Genomic DNA, 12,927 nt, shown 5'->3' on the forward strand with positions numbered 1-12,927 from the left:
GGCAAGGCGATACGGTTGCCTGTATGACCGATGACTTCGTTGCGTGGGCTGCGCAGCTGGCACGGGACAATCTCGTCGGCATGTCTCGGCGGTGGCAGCACGTCCAAGGCGTTGCTCGGCATGCTCAGCAGGCCGTCGATGTGGTTGACGACGCCGACCTATTGTTGGCTGCGGCGTGGCTGCATGACATCGGCTACGCGCCGTCGATCCGTAGGACCGGATTTCACCCTGTTGATGGCGCCGAGTTCCTGCGGCGTGAGGGCGCGTCGGAGCGATTGTGTGCTCTCGTCGCCAACCATTCGTGTGCTTGTGTCGAGGCGCGCAACCGCAATATCGAGATCAGCTGGCCGGATGAGCAGACAGCACTCCGCGACGCGCTGTGGTGGGCGGATATCACGACGACCCCAACCGGTGAGACGACGGATGTGCTCAGTCGCATTGCCGAGGTCCGCGAACGGTACGGCCCGGATCATGTCGTATCCAGGTCGTTGGCTGAGGCCGCGCCTGAGCTGATCGAAGCAGTTGACCGTACCGAGAAGCTGTTGCGTGAATAGTCAGTTGTTCGTCGTCTGTCACGTGTAATACGGCCGCGCTGAAGGAGTCAGGCCCCGCTCGATACGAAGCGCGATCGATGGATGGACGTCCAGAGACGAAACATCGCTAGGGGCAACCCATCTGACTTCCTTCGACTCCGAACTAGTTCGGAGTTCGCCTCCGATTGGGTCGGCGCGAAAGCAGATCGAGAACTCTTGACGGACTTCACCATCGTCGTATGCGATGACGTGCTCCGGATTCGAGAATATTCCGATGAGGTCGGTCACCTGCACGTCGATCCCAGTTTCCTCTTTGACCTCTCGTACGAGCGCCTGTGTGACCGTCTCGCCCGCTTCGAGCCCGCCCCCAGGAATCGAATAGTGATCATTGTCGGTGCGGTGGATCATCAGGATTCTGCCCTGTGAATCGCGCACAAATGCACTAACGGCGACCTTGATGTTGTTTGGCGTGGGTGCGTCAGGGTCGTGGAAATAATCGGTCCGGGCCATGAACGATCACCTTTCGGGGGTCGCGTTCGACCATACGTGCTCGAAGCTGGTCATATACGTCTCGAACATGTCGCCAGCGGGCAGCTGGCGCAGATGAAGCGCGGGGGCGTGCGCGCCCGGCAGCCCGTAGACATGCATGTTGACGATCATCTCGTTGTCGAATCGGAACACCGAGTTGTAGAGCGTCGTGTCGTGGTATCGAAGCTCGACGCCCTCGATCTCGGCCAGCGGCTCGATCAGTGCGAGTGCGTTGCTGATACGCGAGGGCACGGTGCCTGCCGCCAGACGTTCCTCGGCGCTCCGCTTGTCGGCTTCCGCCGCGGTCGGGCGACCGAACAGCAGTCGAACCTTCAGCCCGTCGCGTGTCTTCTTGCGCAAGGTTCGCGTGAATTCGGGCTCCTCGGCAAGGAACAAGCCCGCGAGCACGAGGACGTCGAGTTGTTCGCTCGTGCTCGACAGCAGCCGCTTCCACAGGTCGCTTGGAATTGCACTGCGGTGTGGGTAGACCGTCAGGACTTCCGATTGTGCAACCTCGACCTTCCGTTCTGGCGCGAGAGCGTCCGGCCACAAGTAGTTCTCGGTTTCTCCGACTAGCGCGGCGACGGCATGCCGGTGCTTCGGGTAGGGCACGCGGCCCTTCGTGATCCACCGTTCGACGGTCTTTGGCTCCACGCCGACCTTGTCCGCGACGTCCGGGATGTCGAGGCCAGTCTGCTGCATCGCATTGCGAAGGCGTTCGTTCGCCATTTCGCCTCCAATTTCAGGGACGTCTAGGGACTTCTTCAACGGTACCTGAGACGTCTGGACAAGTCCACCTATGCGGTGCTTACGCCCGAAGTTTCGGCGAAAAGTGGGGAACTGCAACGTATTTCCCACTTTTCGAAGGAGCGGGCATTGATGGACAAGGCTTCTACTGAGGCCCGGAATCTGATCAGCCTCAAAACCGCGGCGGCGCTCATCGACGTCGACACGAAGACGATTCGAAACTGGATCGCGGCCGGTGATCTCAACGGATTCAGGGTGAACGGACGCCTGCTGCGGGTCGAGCGTGACGAGCTGCTGGCGCTGATTCGGCCCGCCGCGACCGTCATCAACGGCGGTGTGGCATGAGCACCCCCGTCGAGCGGACATTGCAGGCGCGGATCGCCGCGCACGAGTCCTGGGCGAAGACTTCCGATCGCGCGGCGCGCACTGCGAAGGCGCGGGCGGCGATGACAAGCAAGTTCGACCGCATTGTCGACCCGGATGGGCTGTTGAGCCCGGAGGAGCGTGCCTACCGCGCTGATCAGGCTCGGAAGGCTCATTACACGCGGCTCGCGTTGAAGTCTGCGCAGGTCCGCCGCCGTCGCGGTCGTAGCCGCAAGGGCAGTGAGTGCTGATGCGGGCGCGGACGTTCATTCTTGCGGTCGCCGCCATCGCGGTCGGCTACCTCGTGCTGACTGCGCCTGAGGTTGTCGGGTTCACGGTGATGCTGCTGGGCGCGCTCGCGTTCTGGCGGTCGTCGAGGCGATGGAAGGTCCGGCGATGAGCGCGCCGTGGCGGCAGGACCCGCCTGTTCAGGGTTACACGGTCACGCATTTCGACCGCCGTGGTGGTCACAGCCCGTTGCATTCGATGGCTGGTCCGGAGTTCACCGGGACCAGTGCGGTGTTCGCGCCGCTGGGGCTCTTGCCGCCGATGGTGCGGCTGGCTGCGTTCTGTGTGCTGCTGCTCATCGGGATGGGCGGGTGCACGGCGGCGTGGATCGATCAGCAGGACTATGTGCCGTCGCCGAACATCTGCCGCCCGCTGAACGCGGGGGTTCCGCCGGAACCGGCTGGGTCGTGTGTGCCTCGTTCGCAGCTGCCGTCGCAGGTGGTGACGCGATGAGCACTGAGAACGAGCGTCGCCGCGAGCACGCGGAGTTGGAGACGGAGTTCCAGCGCCTGGACATCGCTTTTGGCGTGTTGAGCGACATGCTCGACGGCGCTGTCGAGTCTTCGCGGGCGAAGGACTGGACCGGCATCGCGTTCGAGAGGTCGCGCATCGCACAGACCGACGCGATCAAGCAGGTCCATGCCGAGCAACGCGCGGTCTGGGATCGGCTGCTGGATTACCGGCACGGCCCGGAGGTGGCGGCCCAGATCCGAGCCCGTGTCGCCGAACGGGATGCCGAGCAGCGGCGTGCGCAGCGTCCGGGGCGGTCGCGATGAGCAGCCGTTTTCATGATCCAGACGGCCGCCGGTTCGGTATTCCGACCTGGCCGTGGGGTTTGGCGCCGCAGCATTTGCGGACCCGTCGCCAGCTCGCGCGGGAGGGCAAGAGTCCGAGTGGTGAGTACGAGGCGCAGGTGCTGCGGGCGCGGGGTGGGTCGCGAGGGCCGCTGAAGGCACACCTGTACGACGCGGAATCGGCCGTGCCGAAACGAGTCTCGACCGAAGCGCAGCTGGAGGCATTGCAGCTGGCGCGGTGGACGCGCTCGGCGATGGCCGCGGAGCGGCGAGGGGTGGACGCGACGGAGATGCGCGAGTTCATCGCGCAGGCCCGCACCGATATCGCTGAGCGCCGCGGCGCGGCCGGTCATAGCCGCAGCTCGCGGCAGGGAAGGGAGCGAACCCGATGAACCACAAGAGGAAGGGCGTCGACCGCTACACCGCGTTGGAGCGGCGCCACCGTGCCCAGATCGTCGGCGGTTTGCGTGATCAGGGCATGTCTTACCGCCGGATCGGCGAGCAGCTGGGTATTTCGCTGGCTCAGGTCGAGTCGTGCCTGGGTGAGGCTACGCGGCTGCGTGAGCAGGGGCTGACGAAGCAGGAGATCGCCGAGGAGATCGGCATCCCGTACGGGTCGTTGGGCCGGGTGCTGGCCGTGCAGGGCAGTAAGGGTCTGTCGGCTCAGCAGGACGCGGCGCTGGCCGCGCTGGTCGACATGCACGGGATGCAGGTCGATGTCTTGGCCGAGTTCATGAGCTTCAGCAGCCTCAGCAGCGCCTACGACCTCGCCGACGCTCTGCTGAAGCGGCGGATGGTGCATCCGCTGCTGTCGGTGCAGCGTGGCCGGGCGTGGGTGTACCCGAGGCGTGAGGTGGCCGAGCGGTATCTGGGGTGGCGGCCCAAGGACTGGAAGCCGCCGCTGATGTACGCCAACCACTACCGCGCCGTTGCGCAGGCGCGGGTGATGCTGGTCGGTTCCGACCCGCAGCTGTGGGTGTCCGAGCGCGTGCTGCGCCGCCGCGCCGAAGTCGCTGCCGCCGAGTCGAAGTCCGGGCACGTGGTGTTCAGCGACAGCCGGACCCCTCGCAAGGGACGCCCGCACGTGCATGACGGGCGGTTCCTCGGTGAGGTCGGCGGTCAGCACGGCTGGTGGGCGCTGGAGATCGAGCTGAGCGCCAAGGACCGCGTCCACATGGACACCGCGCTTGCGGGTGCGATCCGCGCCGCGCGGGACACCGAGGACGAGGCCGTGACGGGCCTGCTCTACCTGTGCCGTTCCCAGCGCGTCATCAACACCGTCAATGCCGCCTACCAGCGGCTTCCCCGCGAACTCGCCGCCGTCGAGCTGCTGTTCGCGATCGGCGACTTCGACGAGGAATGGAGCCAGTTCCTCACCCGCCGCAACCAGGGCCGCGCCGCCCGCAAGACCCGGCGCCCGAACCTTCTTCTCACTCAGGAAGCGTCATGAGCAACTGCAAGCCGATCATCACTCCCCAGGACTGCCACCCCAACAGCAGCCCGCAAGTCCCCACCACCGGCCAGCCGGGCCTGCCGCCAGTGGAGCCAGGCGCCGATAGCGGCCCGCTGGTGCCGCAGGCGCCGCCAATCCGCCACGTCGAAGGCTGGGATCTGCCGACGCTGGACTTGTCCGCAGTTGGTGACGCGGCTTCGACAGCCACGGTGTGCGGTGTCGTGATCGTGGCGACGCTGGTCATGATCGTCGCCGTCGCGGCGCGCTGGCCGTTGGCGCCGCACCGGTTGCGCAACTTCGCGATCGGGTCGCTGCTGCTGCCCGCGGCGTCGGCGATGGCCGGCGGATCGTGGATCACCCCCGCCTCCCTGTTGTGGTCAGGTGCGGCGCGGGTCGCAGACGGAGACCTGGGCGGGCTGCGCACGATGGTCCTGCTCGGCGCCCCGGTGGCCGCGCTGGCCGCGACGTACTGGTGGGCGTCGTTCGTGCACAAGACCAACACGGTCGGGTTGAAGAACCTGGGCCGCACCGAGCGGGTGCAGGCGGCGCTGGCCGCACGCCAGTTCGCCGGGGCCGCTCGGGCGGCGCGGTCGGTCGGTGCCCCGTTCACCACAACGGACGGGATCGTGCTGGGGCCGCTGGCGGACCGGCGCTCGGCGCACCCTCTCGGTTTGTGGTCGGAGCTGACCGCGCGGCATCAGGCGTGGATGGTGGTGCCGCACAAGGAAGCGCGCCGCCAGATGGCCGCGTTCGGCACAACCGGCTCGGGCAAGACGGAGCTGATCAAGCGGTACGCGGTCGCGATGCTCGAATACGAGTGGAACGCCTGGCAGCGGTGGAAGGACGTGCCAGGCATGCGCGGCAAGCACCCGCGCCCGCTGCTGGTGGTCGTGTCCTGCAAGGGCGGCAACGACGACAAGGCCCTGGGCCACGAGCTGCGCGAGATCACCCAGCGCCGCGGGATCGCAGCCGACCGCATCGCCGAGGTTCCCCACGGCGCCCGCCTGAACGTGTGGGCGATGCGTGCCCGCGACCAGCGCGCCGTGCTCGGCGACATGCTCAACGCCGGACAGGCGTCGACGTCGGAAGGCCAGCACTTCGACGAGCTGCGCCGCCGCATTGTCTCCCTCGTCGTTGATGCACCGGCCGGGCCGCCCCGGTCGAGCCGGGAGTTCCTGGAGCGCCTGAATCCCGAGACGCTGCTGGATCTGTGGGGCAACGCCCCGGATGTGAAGCGGATGGTCGAAGCCCTCCAGTCGGAGAAGGTCGACCAGCTCGCCGACATGCTGATCAAGGCATCCAACCTGTTCGACAGCCTCCAGGGTGAGGACGGGCGGATGGTGTTCGACGGCGGCGTGGACCTCGACGACCTCGACGTGCTGTATGTGACCGTGCCCGGCCTGGACAAGGACGCCGCCCGCGCCCAGGTCGCCGCCATCCTGCGGATGCTGATGCAGCGCGCCGCCCGCACCGCCAAGGACCAGCGTCGCAGCGTCACCCTGATCATCGACGAGCTGAGCGCGCTCACCACCGGCCAGGGCTCGATCGGGCTGGAAGAGGTGTGCGAACGGGGCCGCTCCCAAGGCGTGAGCGTCCTGTTCGCCGCCCAGAGCCCCGAGGGTGTCGCCGGGGATCAGTGGGCGCTCGACCGGATCTTGAAGTCCTGCGCGGGTGGGGTGCTGCTCGGCTACGTCGAGAACGCCGGAGAGCTGTGCAAGCACTTCGGGTCGGTCCGGCACATGCTGCCGTCGCGGCACCTGATCAAGGGCCAGCGCACCGGCGACGAAGGCCAAGTGTCGGTCGGTGAGAAGTGGCTGGTCGACCCCGACCGCGTCCGCCAGTTCGACACCGGCCAGTTCGTCTACGCCAAGGCCGGACGCGCCCAGTTCGGGCACGTCGTGCCCGTCGACCCCGCCACCGTGCGCCCCCTGCCCGGCACCACCAGCGCCGATCCCCAGTCCAAGCCCGTCACCGCCGACGCGACCGCCTGACCCTCCCATTTCTCCCGAAACCGATTGAAAGGCAACCCATGCGCATCATCCGACCCCACGACGACAACGACGACGACGACCAGCGGCGGCCCGACCCCGCTACGACACCGACCGATCCCGCGATCGCGGGCGAGCTGTTCGCCGACGAAGTCGAGGACTGGCTGGCCGGTATCGCCGACCTCGACACCACCCCGACCACCGCAACTGCACAGAACGAACGACCCGCCGCCGACACCATGCCGGTGCGCCGGGCCGCGCTGACCGTTCTGCCCGACCTCGACGACGAACCCACCGAGCAGGCCACCGCCGCGGTGGCGCCGGTACCGGCGCGGTCACGGGCACAGACCATGCGGCGCACCGCGGCAGCTTCCGCCGTTGTGGTCGGCGCGGCCGTGACCGCCGGATGGGGTGAGGGGCCGCTGGTGGTCGGTCCGCTGGCCGTCTACGGCAGTGCGTGGGTGGCCTATCTGTGGTGGAGCGCTGCCCACCGCCCGCCGCTGCCGCAGGCCATCGGAGCCGTCACCGCCGGTATCGGCCACGCCGTCGCCGCCGTCGCGACCGCCATCTTCGGGCTGCTGCGTGCGCTGGTCGAGCGCATGGACCGCGCCCGCACCGAGCACGAGAACAACCGCACCACCACGACCACCCCTGCTCAGTAACCAACCACAAGGAAGGAAAACCGTTGAGCATCAACCGAATCCCCGATGACCCGATCCGCACCGCGCCGGTCGATTTGTACGAGCGCCTGCACGACGTCGACGACCGGCTGACACAGCTGCGCCGCGAGATCGGCGAGATCCAGCGCGAGTACGCCGCCCTGCGCCGCCACCCCGACGCGTTGGCGGTCGACAACCTCGGCGACCCGATCGACCCCGTCGAAGCCACCTTCCGCGCGGAAACCGCGCTGACGTTGGCGGACGAGAAGTTGGACGCCGCGGGTGTCTGGCTGTCTCGCGCCCGCGGCCGGTATGCGACCCGCCTCAAGCTCACCGACGCCGCCGCTGACGAACTCGACCGCCGACGCAACCGCGCCGAGCGGACCCGATGAACACCGAAAACACCCACCACTGAAAGGAATCCGCCGCAATGACCGACCGCAGCCCGGAAGACGAGATGATCGCCGAAGCCCGCAAGTTCGCGCGATCGCTGCCGGAACTGACCCGCCTGCACGCCCAAGCCCGCAACTTCCTGGAGCGCCGCAAGATCCGCAAGGAGATCAGCCGCACGCTGCGTGAGCAGCGCCGCGAAGCCGAGGTGATGCGCAAGCACCAGCTGACCTGGACCAGCCAGGCTATCGACCGCTACCGCGTACACGTCCAAACCGTCGCCGACCGCGCGAACGACCCGCGAGTGGACCATGACCGGCGCGCCCGCGACGCTCACGCCCTGGCCGAACACCGCAACCGCCTGGCCCGCGGCTTCATCGGCAACGAGCACCTGACCCGCACCGAGCAGGGCATAGCCCTCGACGGGTTGGACTCGGCGACGATCTTCCCCCACTTCAAGGTCGGCAACCTCTTCGCCAAAGCGCACAAGGTCCGCGGCATCGACGCACTGCGCTACCGCGCCCACGTTGCTCGTGAGACGGTCAATGCCCGGCAGCGTGCCGGGGTGGAGCGTGAGGACTGGCAGCAAAGCCTGGACGCCGCGCACCGCGCCAACGCAGAAGAGGCGCTGCTGGCGCGTATCGACGCCGCCCAGGCCCACCGCCACCGCTACACCGCGGAAATGACGTGGACCGACCCGGACGGCGGCAAGCTGACCGAATCCCGCTCGTTCGCCACCGAGCACAGCGCCACCAGCTGGTTGCAGCGCAACATCAGCGGCACGTCGTGGTCGGACGGCACCACCCTGGCGGTCGAGACCCGCGACACCCTCACCGCCGCGAAGCAATACGTCGACCACGGCCGCCCCGAGACCGTCGCCGAGCAGCTCGCCGACCGGGAGACCGCACTGCGGGAGCGGACGTTGTCCGGGCAGGTTCACCACGAGCAGCCCGAGCCAGCCGCCCGGCAGCGGGAGAACACCGACCGCGAACGCCCACCCGAAACCGCCGGTGTTGACCGGCTGGCGCAGGTAGAGCGCCAGTTGAACGACATGGCCGCCGACCGGGACCGGCTGGAAAACCGGGTCGGGATGCTGCAACGCGGCCTGGACTCGGTCACCGCCGACCGCGACGAGATCCGCCGCAAACTCGACACCGCCGAGGGACACATCGAGGCGCTGAAGAACCGCAACCTCCGCCTGTCCGCAGAGGTCGACGCATTGCGGGATCGGCCGGGCGTCGAGCAGCTGATCGCCGAGCGTGACCAGCTCAAGCAGGAACGCGACGAAGCCGTGCGCAAGCTCGTGCAGTCCACCCCCGAGCAGGAGCGCTACGGCAACCGCTCACGCCGCACCGCCGCCAACGGCAACGGCGCGGAGCAGGAGCAACCGAACCCGACGCTGGAGCAGCTTCGCAACTCCGTACAGCCGGGCAACGACACCGGGCCGGTAGGCAAGCGCGCCAGCTACCTGCACGACCTCACCGGAAACGGCCGCGAGCAGGCCGGTCCGGACACCCAGTCCTGGCCGCGCCCGCAGCGGAACGGCAACGGCCGCAACGGTATCGAGAGGAGCCGTTGACATGGAACGCGAGCACGAGGAAGCGATGCGCATCGAGTTCGCCCTCTACACCCAGCTCGGCGAAGACATGCATCAGCCGACCGCGACAGACGCCGACCGCGACCGCATCACCGCCCAGCGCCGCGAGATCGGTCAGCGGTGGGCTGACGGCCCGCACGCCGAGCACTGGGGCTACCTCGATGACGCCTACGAGGACTGGCGGCGCTCGCCAGAGCCGATGTTCCGGCTGGTGGACAACATCGTCCACAACGACGGCGCCGGAGCGACAGAGCTGCAATACCGCAGCTTGCAGCACTCGCTGCATCTGGCGATCCGCGACAGCCAAACCGTCCGCGACGCCTTCCACCGCCACACCAACCCCGACATCGAACAGCAGCAGCCCGCACGCAGCCGCGGCGTCCAGCGGGGGCGGTGAGTCATGCACATCGAGCACGAGGAAGCGATGCGCGAAGCGTTCACCGAGGCCGCCCGGCTGTCGCGGCTGCGGGACCGGCCGGGCGCCAGCGAGGCGGAGATCCACAGCCTCTACGCCCAGCAAGAAGCCCTCGACCAGGGGTGGCGCAACGGGCCGCATCCGGGGGAGTGGAAGTACCTCAAGGACGTGCACGACTTGTGGTCGCGCTCGCCCAGTGCCGTGCGACGGATGCTGTCGTTGCCGGGCGCGGATTCGTTGGACGGGGTGCAGCGGCGCAGTATCGAGCAGGCCCGCATCCTCACCGCCGCCAAGCGGCCGGAGATCGAGCGGGGGCGGTGACGATGACCGAACCGACACCGCAGGGCCGTTCCTACGAGGTCGTCACCGCGGCGTTGATTCGCCGGGTGGGTCCAGCCAAGTGGCCGCGGGAGCCGCAGCAGTGGACGAATTATCTGTGCCCGGTGCACGAGGGTGACGGTCACCACCACAACCCCAGCCTGGGTGTGCGGTATGACCCGCGGCAGGGCAAGACGATGGTGCGCTGCTGGGCCCGCTGCGACGACCAGGACGTGCTCGACCGCATCGGGTTGCGGGTACGCGATCTGTGGGATCGGCTGCCGGAGCGCACCAACCAGCAGAGTTCCGCTCGTCGGCCGAGCGCGGTCGGCGGGCGACCCGCCCGCCCGGTCAGCGTCGCTTCGCCGGTCGAGAAAGCCATTCTGGCGGCTCGGTTCCCGCTGCCCGCAAAGCGGGATCTTGGTGCCCAGATCGGGGAGACCGAGGCGGTGGATACGTACGTCTACCGGTGGCCCAACGGTCGTGTCGAGGGCGCGGTGGTGCGGCTGCACACCCCGCACGAGTACGGGCACGCCAAGAGCTTCTACCAACGGCGCTGGACCGGAACGGAGTGGGTCAACACCGGTTTCGCTCCGCTGCCGTGGCAGCTCGCCGACGTGCGCGAAGCGCTCGACACCGGCCGCGAGTTGTACGTGTGCGAGGGCGAGAAGGACGTGCAACGAGCCCGCCAGGCCGGGCAACTGGCGACGTGCAACGCGATGGGCGCGGGGAAGTGGACCGACGACCACGCGCGCTGGCTGCGTGGCGCTGGCCGGGTGATCGTGGTCGCCGACCGCGACCGCCCCGGCTACCGCCACGCCGCACATGTCGCCGAATCCCTCGCCGACCGCGTCGGCGAAGTCCGGGTGATGCAGGCCCGCGACGGCAAGGACCTCTGCGACCACCTCGACGCCGGACACGACCTCGACGAACTGGAACCGGTCGCCTACCTCGACCGGCCCCGATCCCAGCGCAGCATCCACGACCTGCACCCCACACCGACCAGCCGCGACCGGGCCGACCGGACCCGGACCCGCTGAACACCACAACAGGAAGGACCCCATCCATCATGAGCACCAACACCTTCGGACAGCGTTTCCGCCGTGCCGCCCGCCCCGCGTCGGCGTTCACCAAGACCAGCAAGCCCGGAACCACCGTCTACGGCCGCATCATCGCCGCCATCGAGGAACCCAAGCTGAAGTTCGGCGGTGCGCCCGGCGAGGTCGAACTCGACGAGGACGGCCAGCCGGTCATGCAGACCGTCGTCACCCTCGACACCGGCGCCGGACCGCGCAACCTGTACGTGTCCTGGCGCATGGAACAGGCCATCGGGCTGGCGCTGGAGAACGCCGGCAGCGAGGACTTCGAGATCGGTGCAACCCTGTCGGTCACCTACACCGGACCCGATCCGGAGTACTCGCGGGCGCGGCTGTTCACCGCCGTCTACACCCCGGCCGCGGCAAGCAAGGGTGCGTGAGCCGTGACCGGACTCAGCTCCGGTGCGGACGTGGTGCGCAGCAGCGATCCTGCTGCGCACCGCAGCGCACCAGACGATGCACAGGCCGGTGCACGGACCCGCGAGCAGGTGTCGGCGATCCGGTTCTTCTGGGGTGAATTGCTGTTGGTCGCGGCAATGTCGATCGCAGGCAACCTCGTTCACGCATGGATGAACGCACCGGACGGCAAGCAGCCGGTCGCCGCGTTCGTCGCCAGTTTCCCGCCGATCGCGCTGCTGGCAGCAACCCACGGCGTCGGGCTGCTCGTACGCGCCCAGAACAAGGCACGCCTGGCCTACTGGGCTGTTGTCGCACTTACCGCCGCCATCGCGGTGGGCGCGTTCCGGCTGTCGTTCGACGCCCTGCGGGAACTGTCGATTCAGGTCGGGATGAGCGAACACCTGGCATGGCTGTTCCCGCTCATCATCGACGGCGCCATCGGACAGGCCACCGTCGCCCTGCTCGTGCTCGCACGCACCGACCACACCAGCCCCGAACCGGCGGTGCGCACCGAGCCGGAACCAGTGCAGCGGCCGGAGGCCCTACGCACCGTCTCGGTGCGTGAGGTCCACACCGAGACCCGGTCGACCTCCACCGAACTCACCGCCCAACAGGCGCCCCCAGAGCTGCACACCGCCGAACAGACCGCGATCGAAGCCCCTACGCACCACGCACCGGCACCTCGTGCGGAGGTCGACCGGTGGGTGCGGATAGCCGAGTTACTGTGCAGCGCAGACCCATCGGGGCGGCGGGACCCGGAGAAGGTCACCGAGATCCTGCGCCTGCGTCACGAACAGAACTGGTCGCACGCGCGCATCGCTGAACAAGTCAGCCTCAGCTCGTCCTCGGTGACCCGCACGCTCACCGCGGCCCAAGAACACATTCAGGAAGGAGTCCATCAGTGACGAGCGTGGTCAGCGTCCGACTGTCCGGCGATGCCGACGCCGTCGCCGCGGTGACCGGGATGCTCACCGCCGCCGGATTCGAGATCCGGCTCGGCGAACGCACCTATACCAACCGCCGCGGGTTCGGCGTCCGCGCCTACGGCGAAATCGCCGTCAGCATCGGCAACGGCGGCACGTAGCCAGCCGAGAAGCAGCGTCGACAACCACATACGAGCAGGCCCCGCTGGCATCGCCAGCGGGGCCTCTTCGTTGTCTCAACGTCCGGAAACCGATCCGGATCTGATTCGGACTTGATCCGGACCTGATCCGATTCTGATACGACTCCGAGTCCGATCAAAATTGGATCAGGGCAGGCGAAAAATATGGCCTGAGCTGGGGTGTTTGGCGTCGTCTCCCTCCCCACCCGGCCGACACTTTCTATGGCTTCGCTGTTCATAGAAAGTGTCGGCCGGG

20 protein-coding genes are annotated in these 12,927 nt (G+C 67.9%); 18 read left to right on the forward strand and 2 right to left on the reverse strand.

Going from position 1 to position 12,927, the window contains the following annotated elements; genetic code table 11:
* The first annotated feature begins 23 nt into the window (after window positions 1-23).
* Window positions 24-554 (forward strand): HD domain-containing protein, encoded by a 531-nt coding sequence (locus AB0M45_RS14705; protein WP_364327908.1) that lies wholly within the window; start codon window positions 24-26, stop codon window positions 552-554.
* Window positions 555-572: 18 nt separating this feature from the next.
* Here AB0M45_RS14705 and AB0M45_RS14710 read toward each other — a convergent pair whose 3' ends face one another.
* Window positions 573-1,043 carry an NUDIX domain-containing protein gene (locus tag AB0M45_RS14710; protein ID WP_355072579.1) on the reverse strand — a complete coding sequence of 157 codons (471 nt, stop codon included), beginning with the start codon at window positions 1,041-1,043 and terminating at the stop codon, window positions 573-575.
* Window positions 1,044-1,049: 6 nt separating this feature from the next.
* A complete protein-coding gene (locus AB0M45_RS14715) occupies window positions 1,050-1,790 on the reverse strand; it encodes a helix-turn-helix transcriptional regulator (RefSeq protein ID WP_364327911.1) in 741 nt (246 codons plus the stop codon).
* A 150-nt stretch (window positions 1,791-1,940) separates the two neighbouring features.
* Between AB0M45_RS14715 and AB0M45_RS14720 the strand changes: the two genes are divergently transcribed.
* The 17 genes from AB0M45_RS14720 to AB0M45_RS14800 are packed head-to-tail and all read left to right on the forward strand — an operon-like array spanning window position 1,941 to window position 12,653.
* Window positions 1,941-2,153, forward strand: coding sequence for a helix-turn-helix domain-containing protein (locus AB0M45_RS14720; protein WP_364327914.1), 213 nt, complete (start codon window positions 1,941-1,943; stop codon window positions 2,151-2,153).
* Window positions 2,150-2,422: a hypothetical protein gene (locus AB0M45_RS14725; protein ID WP_364327917.1), complete on the forward strand. Its 273-nt coding sequence runs from the start codon at window positions 2,150-2,152 to the stop codon at window positions 2,420-2,422. The genes AB0M45_RS14720 and AB0M45_RS14725 overlap by 4 nt, the downstream gene beginning before the upstream one ends.
* Complete coding sequence (locus AB0M45_RS14730; RefSeq protein ID WP_364327920.1) at window positions 2,422-2,571, forward strand: hypothetical protein; 150 nt, start codon at window positions 2,422-2,424, stop codon at window positions 2,569-2,571. The genes AB0M45_RS14725 and AB0M45_RS14730 overlap by 1 nt, the downstream gene beginning before the upstream one ends.
* On the forward strand, window positions 2,568-2,912 hold the full coding sequence (locus tag AB0M45_RS14735; RefSeq protein WP_364327923.1) for a hypothetical protein: 345 nt from the start codon (window positions 2,568-2,570) through the stop codon (window positions 2,910-2,912). Before AB0M45_RS14730 ends, AB0M45_RS14735 begins: the two co-directional genes overlap by 4 nt.
* Window positions 2,909-3,235, forward strand: coding sequence for a hypothetical protein (locus tag AB0M45_RS14740; protein WP_364327926.1), 327 nt, complete (start codon window positions 2,909-2,911; stop codon window positions 3,233-3,235). The genes AB0M45_RS14735 and AB0M45_RS14740 overlap by 4 nt, the downstream gene beginning before the upstream one ends.
* Complete coding sequence (locus AB0M45_RS14745; protein ID WP_330232290.1) at window positions 3,232-3,645, forward strand: hypothetical protein; 414 nt, start codon at window positions 3,232-3,234, stop codon at window positions 3,643-3,645. Before AB0M45_RS14740 ends, AB0M45_RS14745 begins: the two co-directional genes overlap by 4 nt.
* Window positions 3,642-4,703 carry a hypothetical protein gene (locus AB0M45_RS14750; protein WP_364327929.1) on the forward strand — a complete coding sequence of 354 codons (1,062 nt, stop codon included), beginning with the start codon at window positions 3,642-3,644 and terminating at the stop codon, window positions 4,701-4,703. The genes AB0M45_RS14745 and AB0M45_RS14750 overlap by 4 nt, the downstream gene beginning before the upstream one ends.
* Window positions 4,700-6,697 (forward strand): hypothetical protein, encoded by a 1,998-nt coding sequence (locus tag AB0M45_RS14755; protein ID WP_364327932.1) that lies wholly within the window; start codon window positions 4,700-4,702, stop codon window positions 6,695-6,697. Before AB0M45_RS14750 ends, AB0M45_RS14755 begins: the two co-directional genes overlap by 4 nt.
* A gap of 38 nt (window positions 6,698-6,735) precedes the next feature.
* Window positions 6,736-7,356 (forward strand): hypothetical protein, encoded by a 621-nt coding sequence (locus AB0M45_RS14760; RefSeq protein WP_364327935.1) that lies wholly within the window; start codon window positions 6,736-6,738, stop codon window positions 7,354-7,356.
* Window positions 7,357-7,379: 23 nt separating this feature from the next.
* Complete coding sequence (locus AB0M45_RS14765) at window positions 7,380-7,745, forward strand: hypothetical protein (protein WP_364327938.1); 366 nt, start codon at window positions 7,380-7,382, stop codon at window positions 7,743-7,745.
* Window positions 7,746-7,783: 38 nt separating this feature from the next.
* On the forward strand, window positions 7,784-9,322 hold the full coding sequence (locus tag AB0M45_RS14770) for a hypothetical protein (protein ID WP_364327940.1): 1,539 nt from the start codon (window positions 7,784-7,786) through the stop codon (window positions 9,320-9,322).
* Between the two features lies 1 nt (window position 9,323).
* Window positions 9,324-9,737, forward strand: coding sequence for a hypothetical protein (locus AB0M45_RS14775; RefSeq protein ID WP_364327943.1), 414 nt, complete (start codon window positions 9,324-9,326; stop codon window positions 9,735-9,737).
* A gap of 3 nt (window positions 9,738-9,740) precedes the next feature.
* Complete coding sequence (locus AB0M45_RS14780) at window positions 9,741-10,076, forward strand: hypothetical protein (RefSeq protein WP_364327945.1); 336 nt, start codon at window positions 9,741-9,743, stop codon at window positions 10,074-10,076.
* Window positions 10,077-10,078: 2 nt separating this feature from the next.
* Entirely contained in the window at window positions 10,079-11,113 is a 1,035-nt protein-coding gene (locus AB0M45_RS14785; RefSeq protein ID WP_364327948.1) for a toprim domain-containing protein, read from the forward strand.
* Window positions 11,114-11,142: 29 nt separating this feature from the next.
* A complete protein-coding gene (locus AB0M45_RS14790; RefSeq protein ID WP_364327951.1) occupies window positions 11,143-11,550 on the forward strand; it encodes a hypothetical protein in 408 nt (135 codons plus the stop codon).
* Window positions 11,551-11,553: 3 nt separating this feature from the next.
* Window positions 11,554-12,474, forward strand: a complete 921-nt coding sequence (locus tag AB0M45_RS14795; RefSeq protein ID WP_364327954.1) for a DUF2637 domain-containing protein — start codon at window positions 11,554-11,556, stop codon at window positions 12,472-12,474.
* The gene (locus AB0M45_RS14800) at window positions 12,471-12,653 is read left to right on the forward strand and encodes a hypothetical protein (protein ID WP_364327957.1); all 183 of its coding nucleotides are present in this window, start codon (window positions 12,471-12,473) and stop codon (window positions 12,651-12,653) included. Before AB0M45_RS14795 ends, AB0M45_RS14800 begins: the two co-directional genes overlap by 4 nt.
* Window positions 12,654-12,927 lie beyond the last annotated feature (274 nt).

The sequence above is a fragment of the Nocardia sp. NPDC051787 genome (assembly GCF_040681325.1).
GTDB lineage: Bacteria > Actinomycetota > Actinomycetes > Mycobacteriales > Mycobacteriaceae > Nocardia.

Bases quoted from the DNA above. Each gene is read 5' to 3' on its own strand.
- AB0M45_RS14740 (WP_364327926.1), top strand. From the start codon at position 2,909: ATGAGCACTGAGAACGAGCGTCGCCGCGAGCACGCGGAGTTGGAGACG.
- AB0M45_RS14735 (WP_364327923.1), top strand. From the start codon at position 2,568: ATGAGCGCGCCGTGGCGGCAGGACCCGCCTGTTCAGGGTTACACGGTC.
- AB0M45_RS14730 (WP_364327920.1), top strand. From the start codon at position 2,422: ATGCGGGCGCGGACGTTCATTCTTGCGGTCGCCGCCATCGCGGTCGGC.
- AB0M45_RS14790 (WP_364327951.1), top strand. From the start codon at position 11,143: ATGAGCACCAACACCTTCGGACAGCGTTTCCGCCGTGCCGCCCGCCCC.
- AB0M45_RS14710 (WP_355072579.1), bottom strand. From the start codon at position 1,043: ATGGCCCGGACCGATTATTTCCACGACCCTGACGCACCCACGCCAAAC.
- AB0M45_RS14725 (WP_364327917.1), top strand. From the start codon at position 2,150: ATGAGCACCCCCGTCGAGCGGACATTGCAGGCGCGGATCGCCGCGCAC.
- AB0M45_RS14775 (WP_364327943.1), top strand. From the start codon at position 9,324: ATGGAACGCGAGCACGAGGAAGCGATGCGCATCGAGTTCGCCCTCTAC.
- AB0M45_RS14745 (WP_330232290.1), top strand. From the start codon at position 3,232: ATGAGCAGCCGTTTTCATGATCCAGACGGCCGCCGGTTCGGTATTCCG.
- AB0M45_RS14720 (WP_364327914.1), top strand. From the start codon at position 1,941: ATGGACAAGGCTTCTACTGAGGCCCGGAATCTGATCAGCCTCAAAACC.
- AB0M45_RS14785 (WP_364327948.1), top strand. From the start codon at position 10,079: ATGACCGAACCGACACCGCAGGGCCGTTCCTACGAGGTCGTCACCGCG.
- AB0M45_RS14750 (WP_364327929.1), top strand. From the start codon at position 3,642: ATGAACCACAAGAGGAAGGGCGTCGACCGCTACACCGCGTTGGAGCGG.
- AB0M45_RS14715 (WP_364327911.1), bottom strand. From the start codon at position 1,790: ATGGCGAACGAACGCCTTCGCAATGCGATGCAGCAGACTGGCCTCGAC.
- AB0M45_RS14780 (WP_364327945.1), top strand. From the start codon at position 9,741: ATGCACATCGAGCACGAGGAAGCGATGCGCGAAGCGTTCACCGAGGCC.
- AB0M45_RS14760 (WP_364327935.1), top strand. From the start codon at position 6,736: ATGCGCATCATCCGACCCCACGACGACAACGACGACGACGACCAGCGG.
- AB0M45_RS14770 (WP_364327940.1), top strand. From the start codon at position 7,784: ATGACCGACCGCAGCCCGGAAGACGAGATGATCGCCGAAGCCCGCAAG.
- AB0M45_RS14705 (WP_364327908.1), top strand. From the start codon at position 24: ATGACCGATGACTTCGTTGCGTGGGCTGCGCAGCTGGCACGGGACAAT.
- AB0M45_RS14755 (WP_364327932.1), top strand. From the start codon at position 4,700: ATGAGCAACTGCAAGCCGATCATCACTCCCCAGGACTGCCACCCCAAC.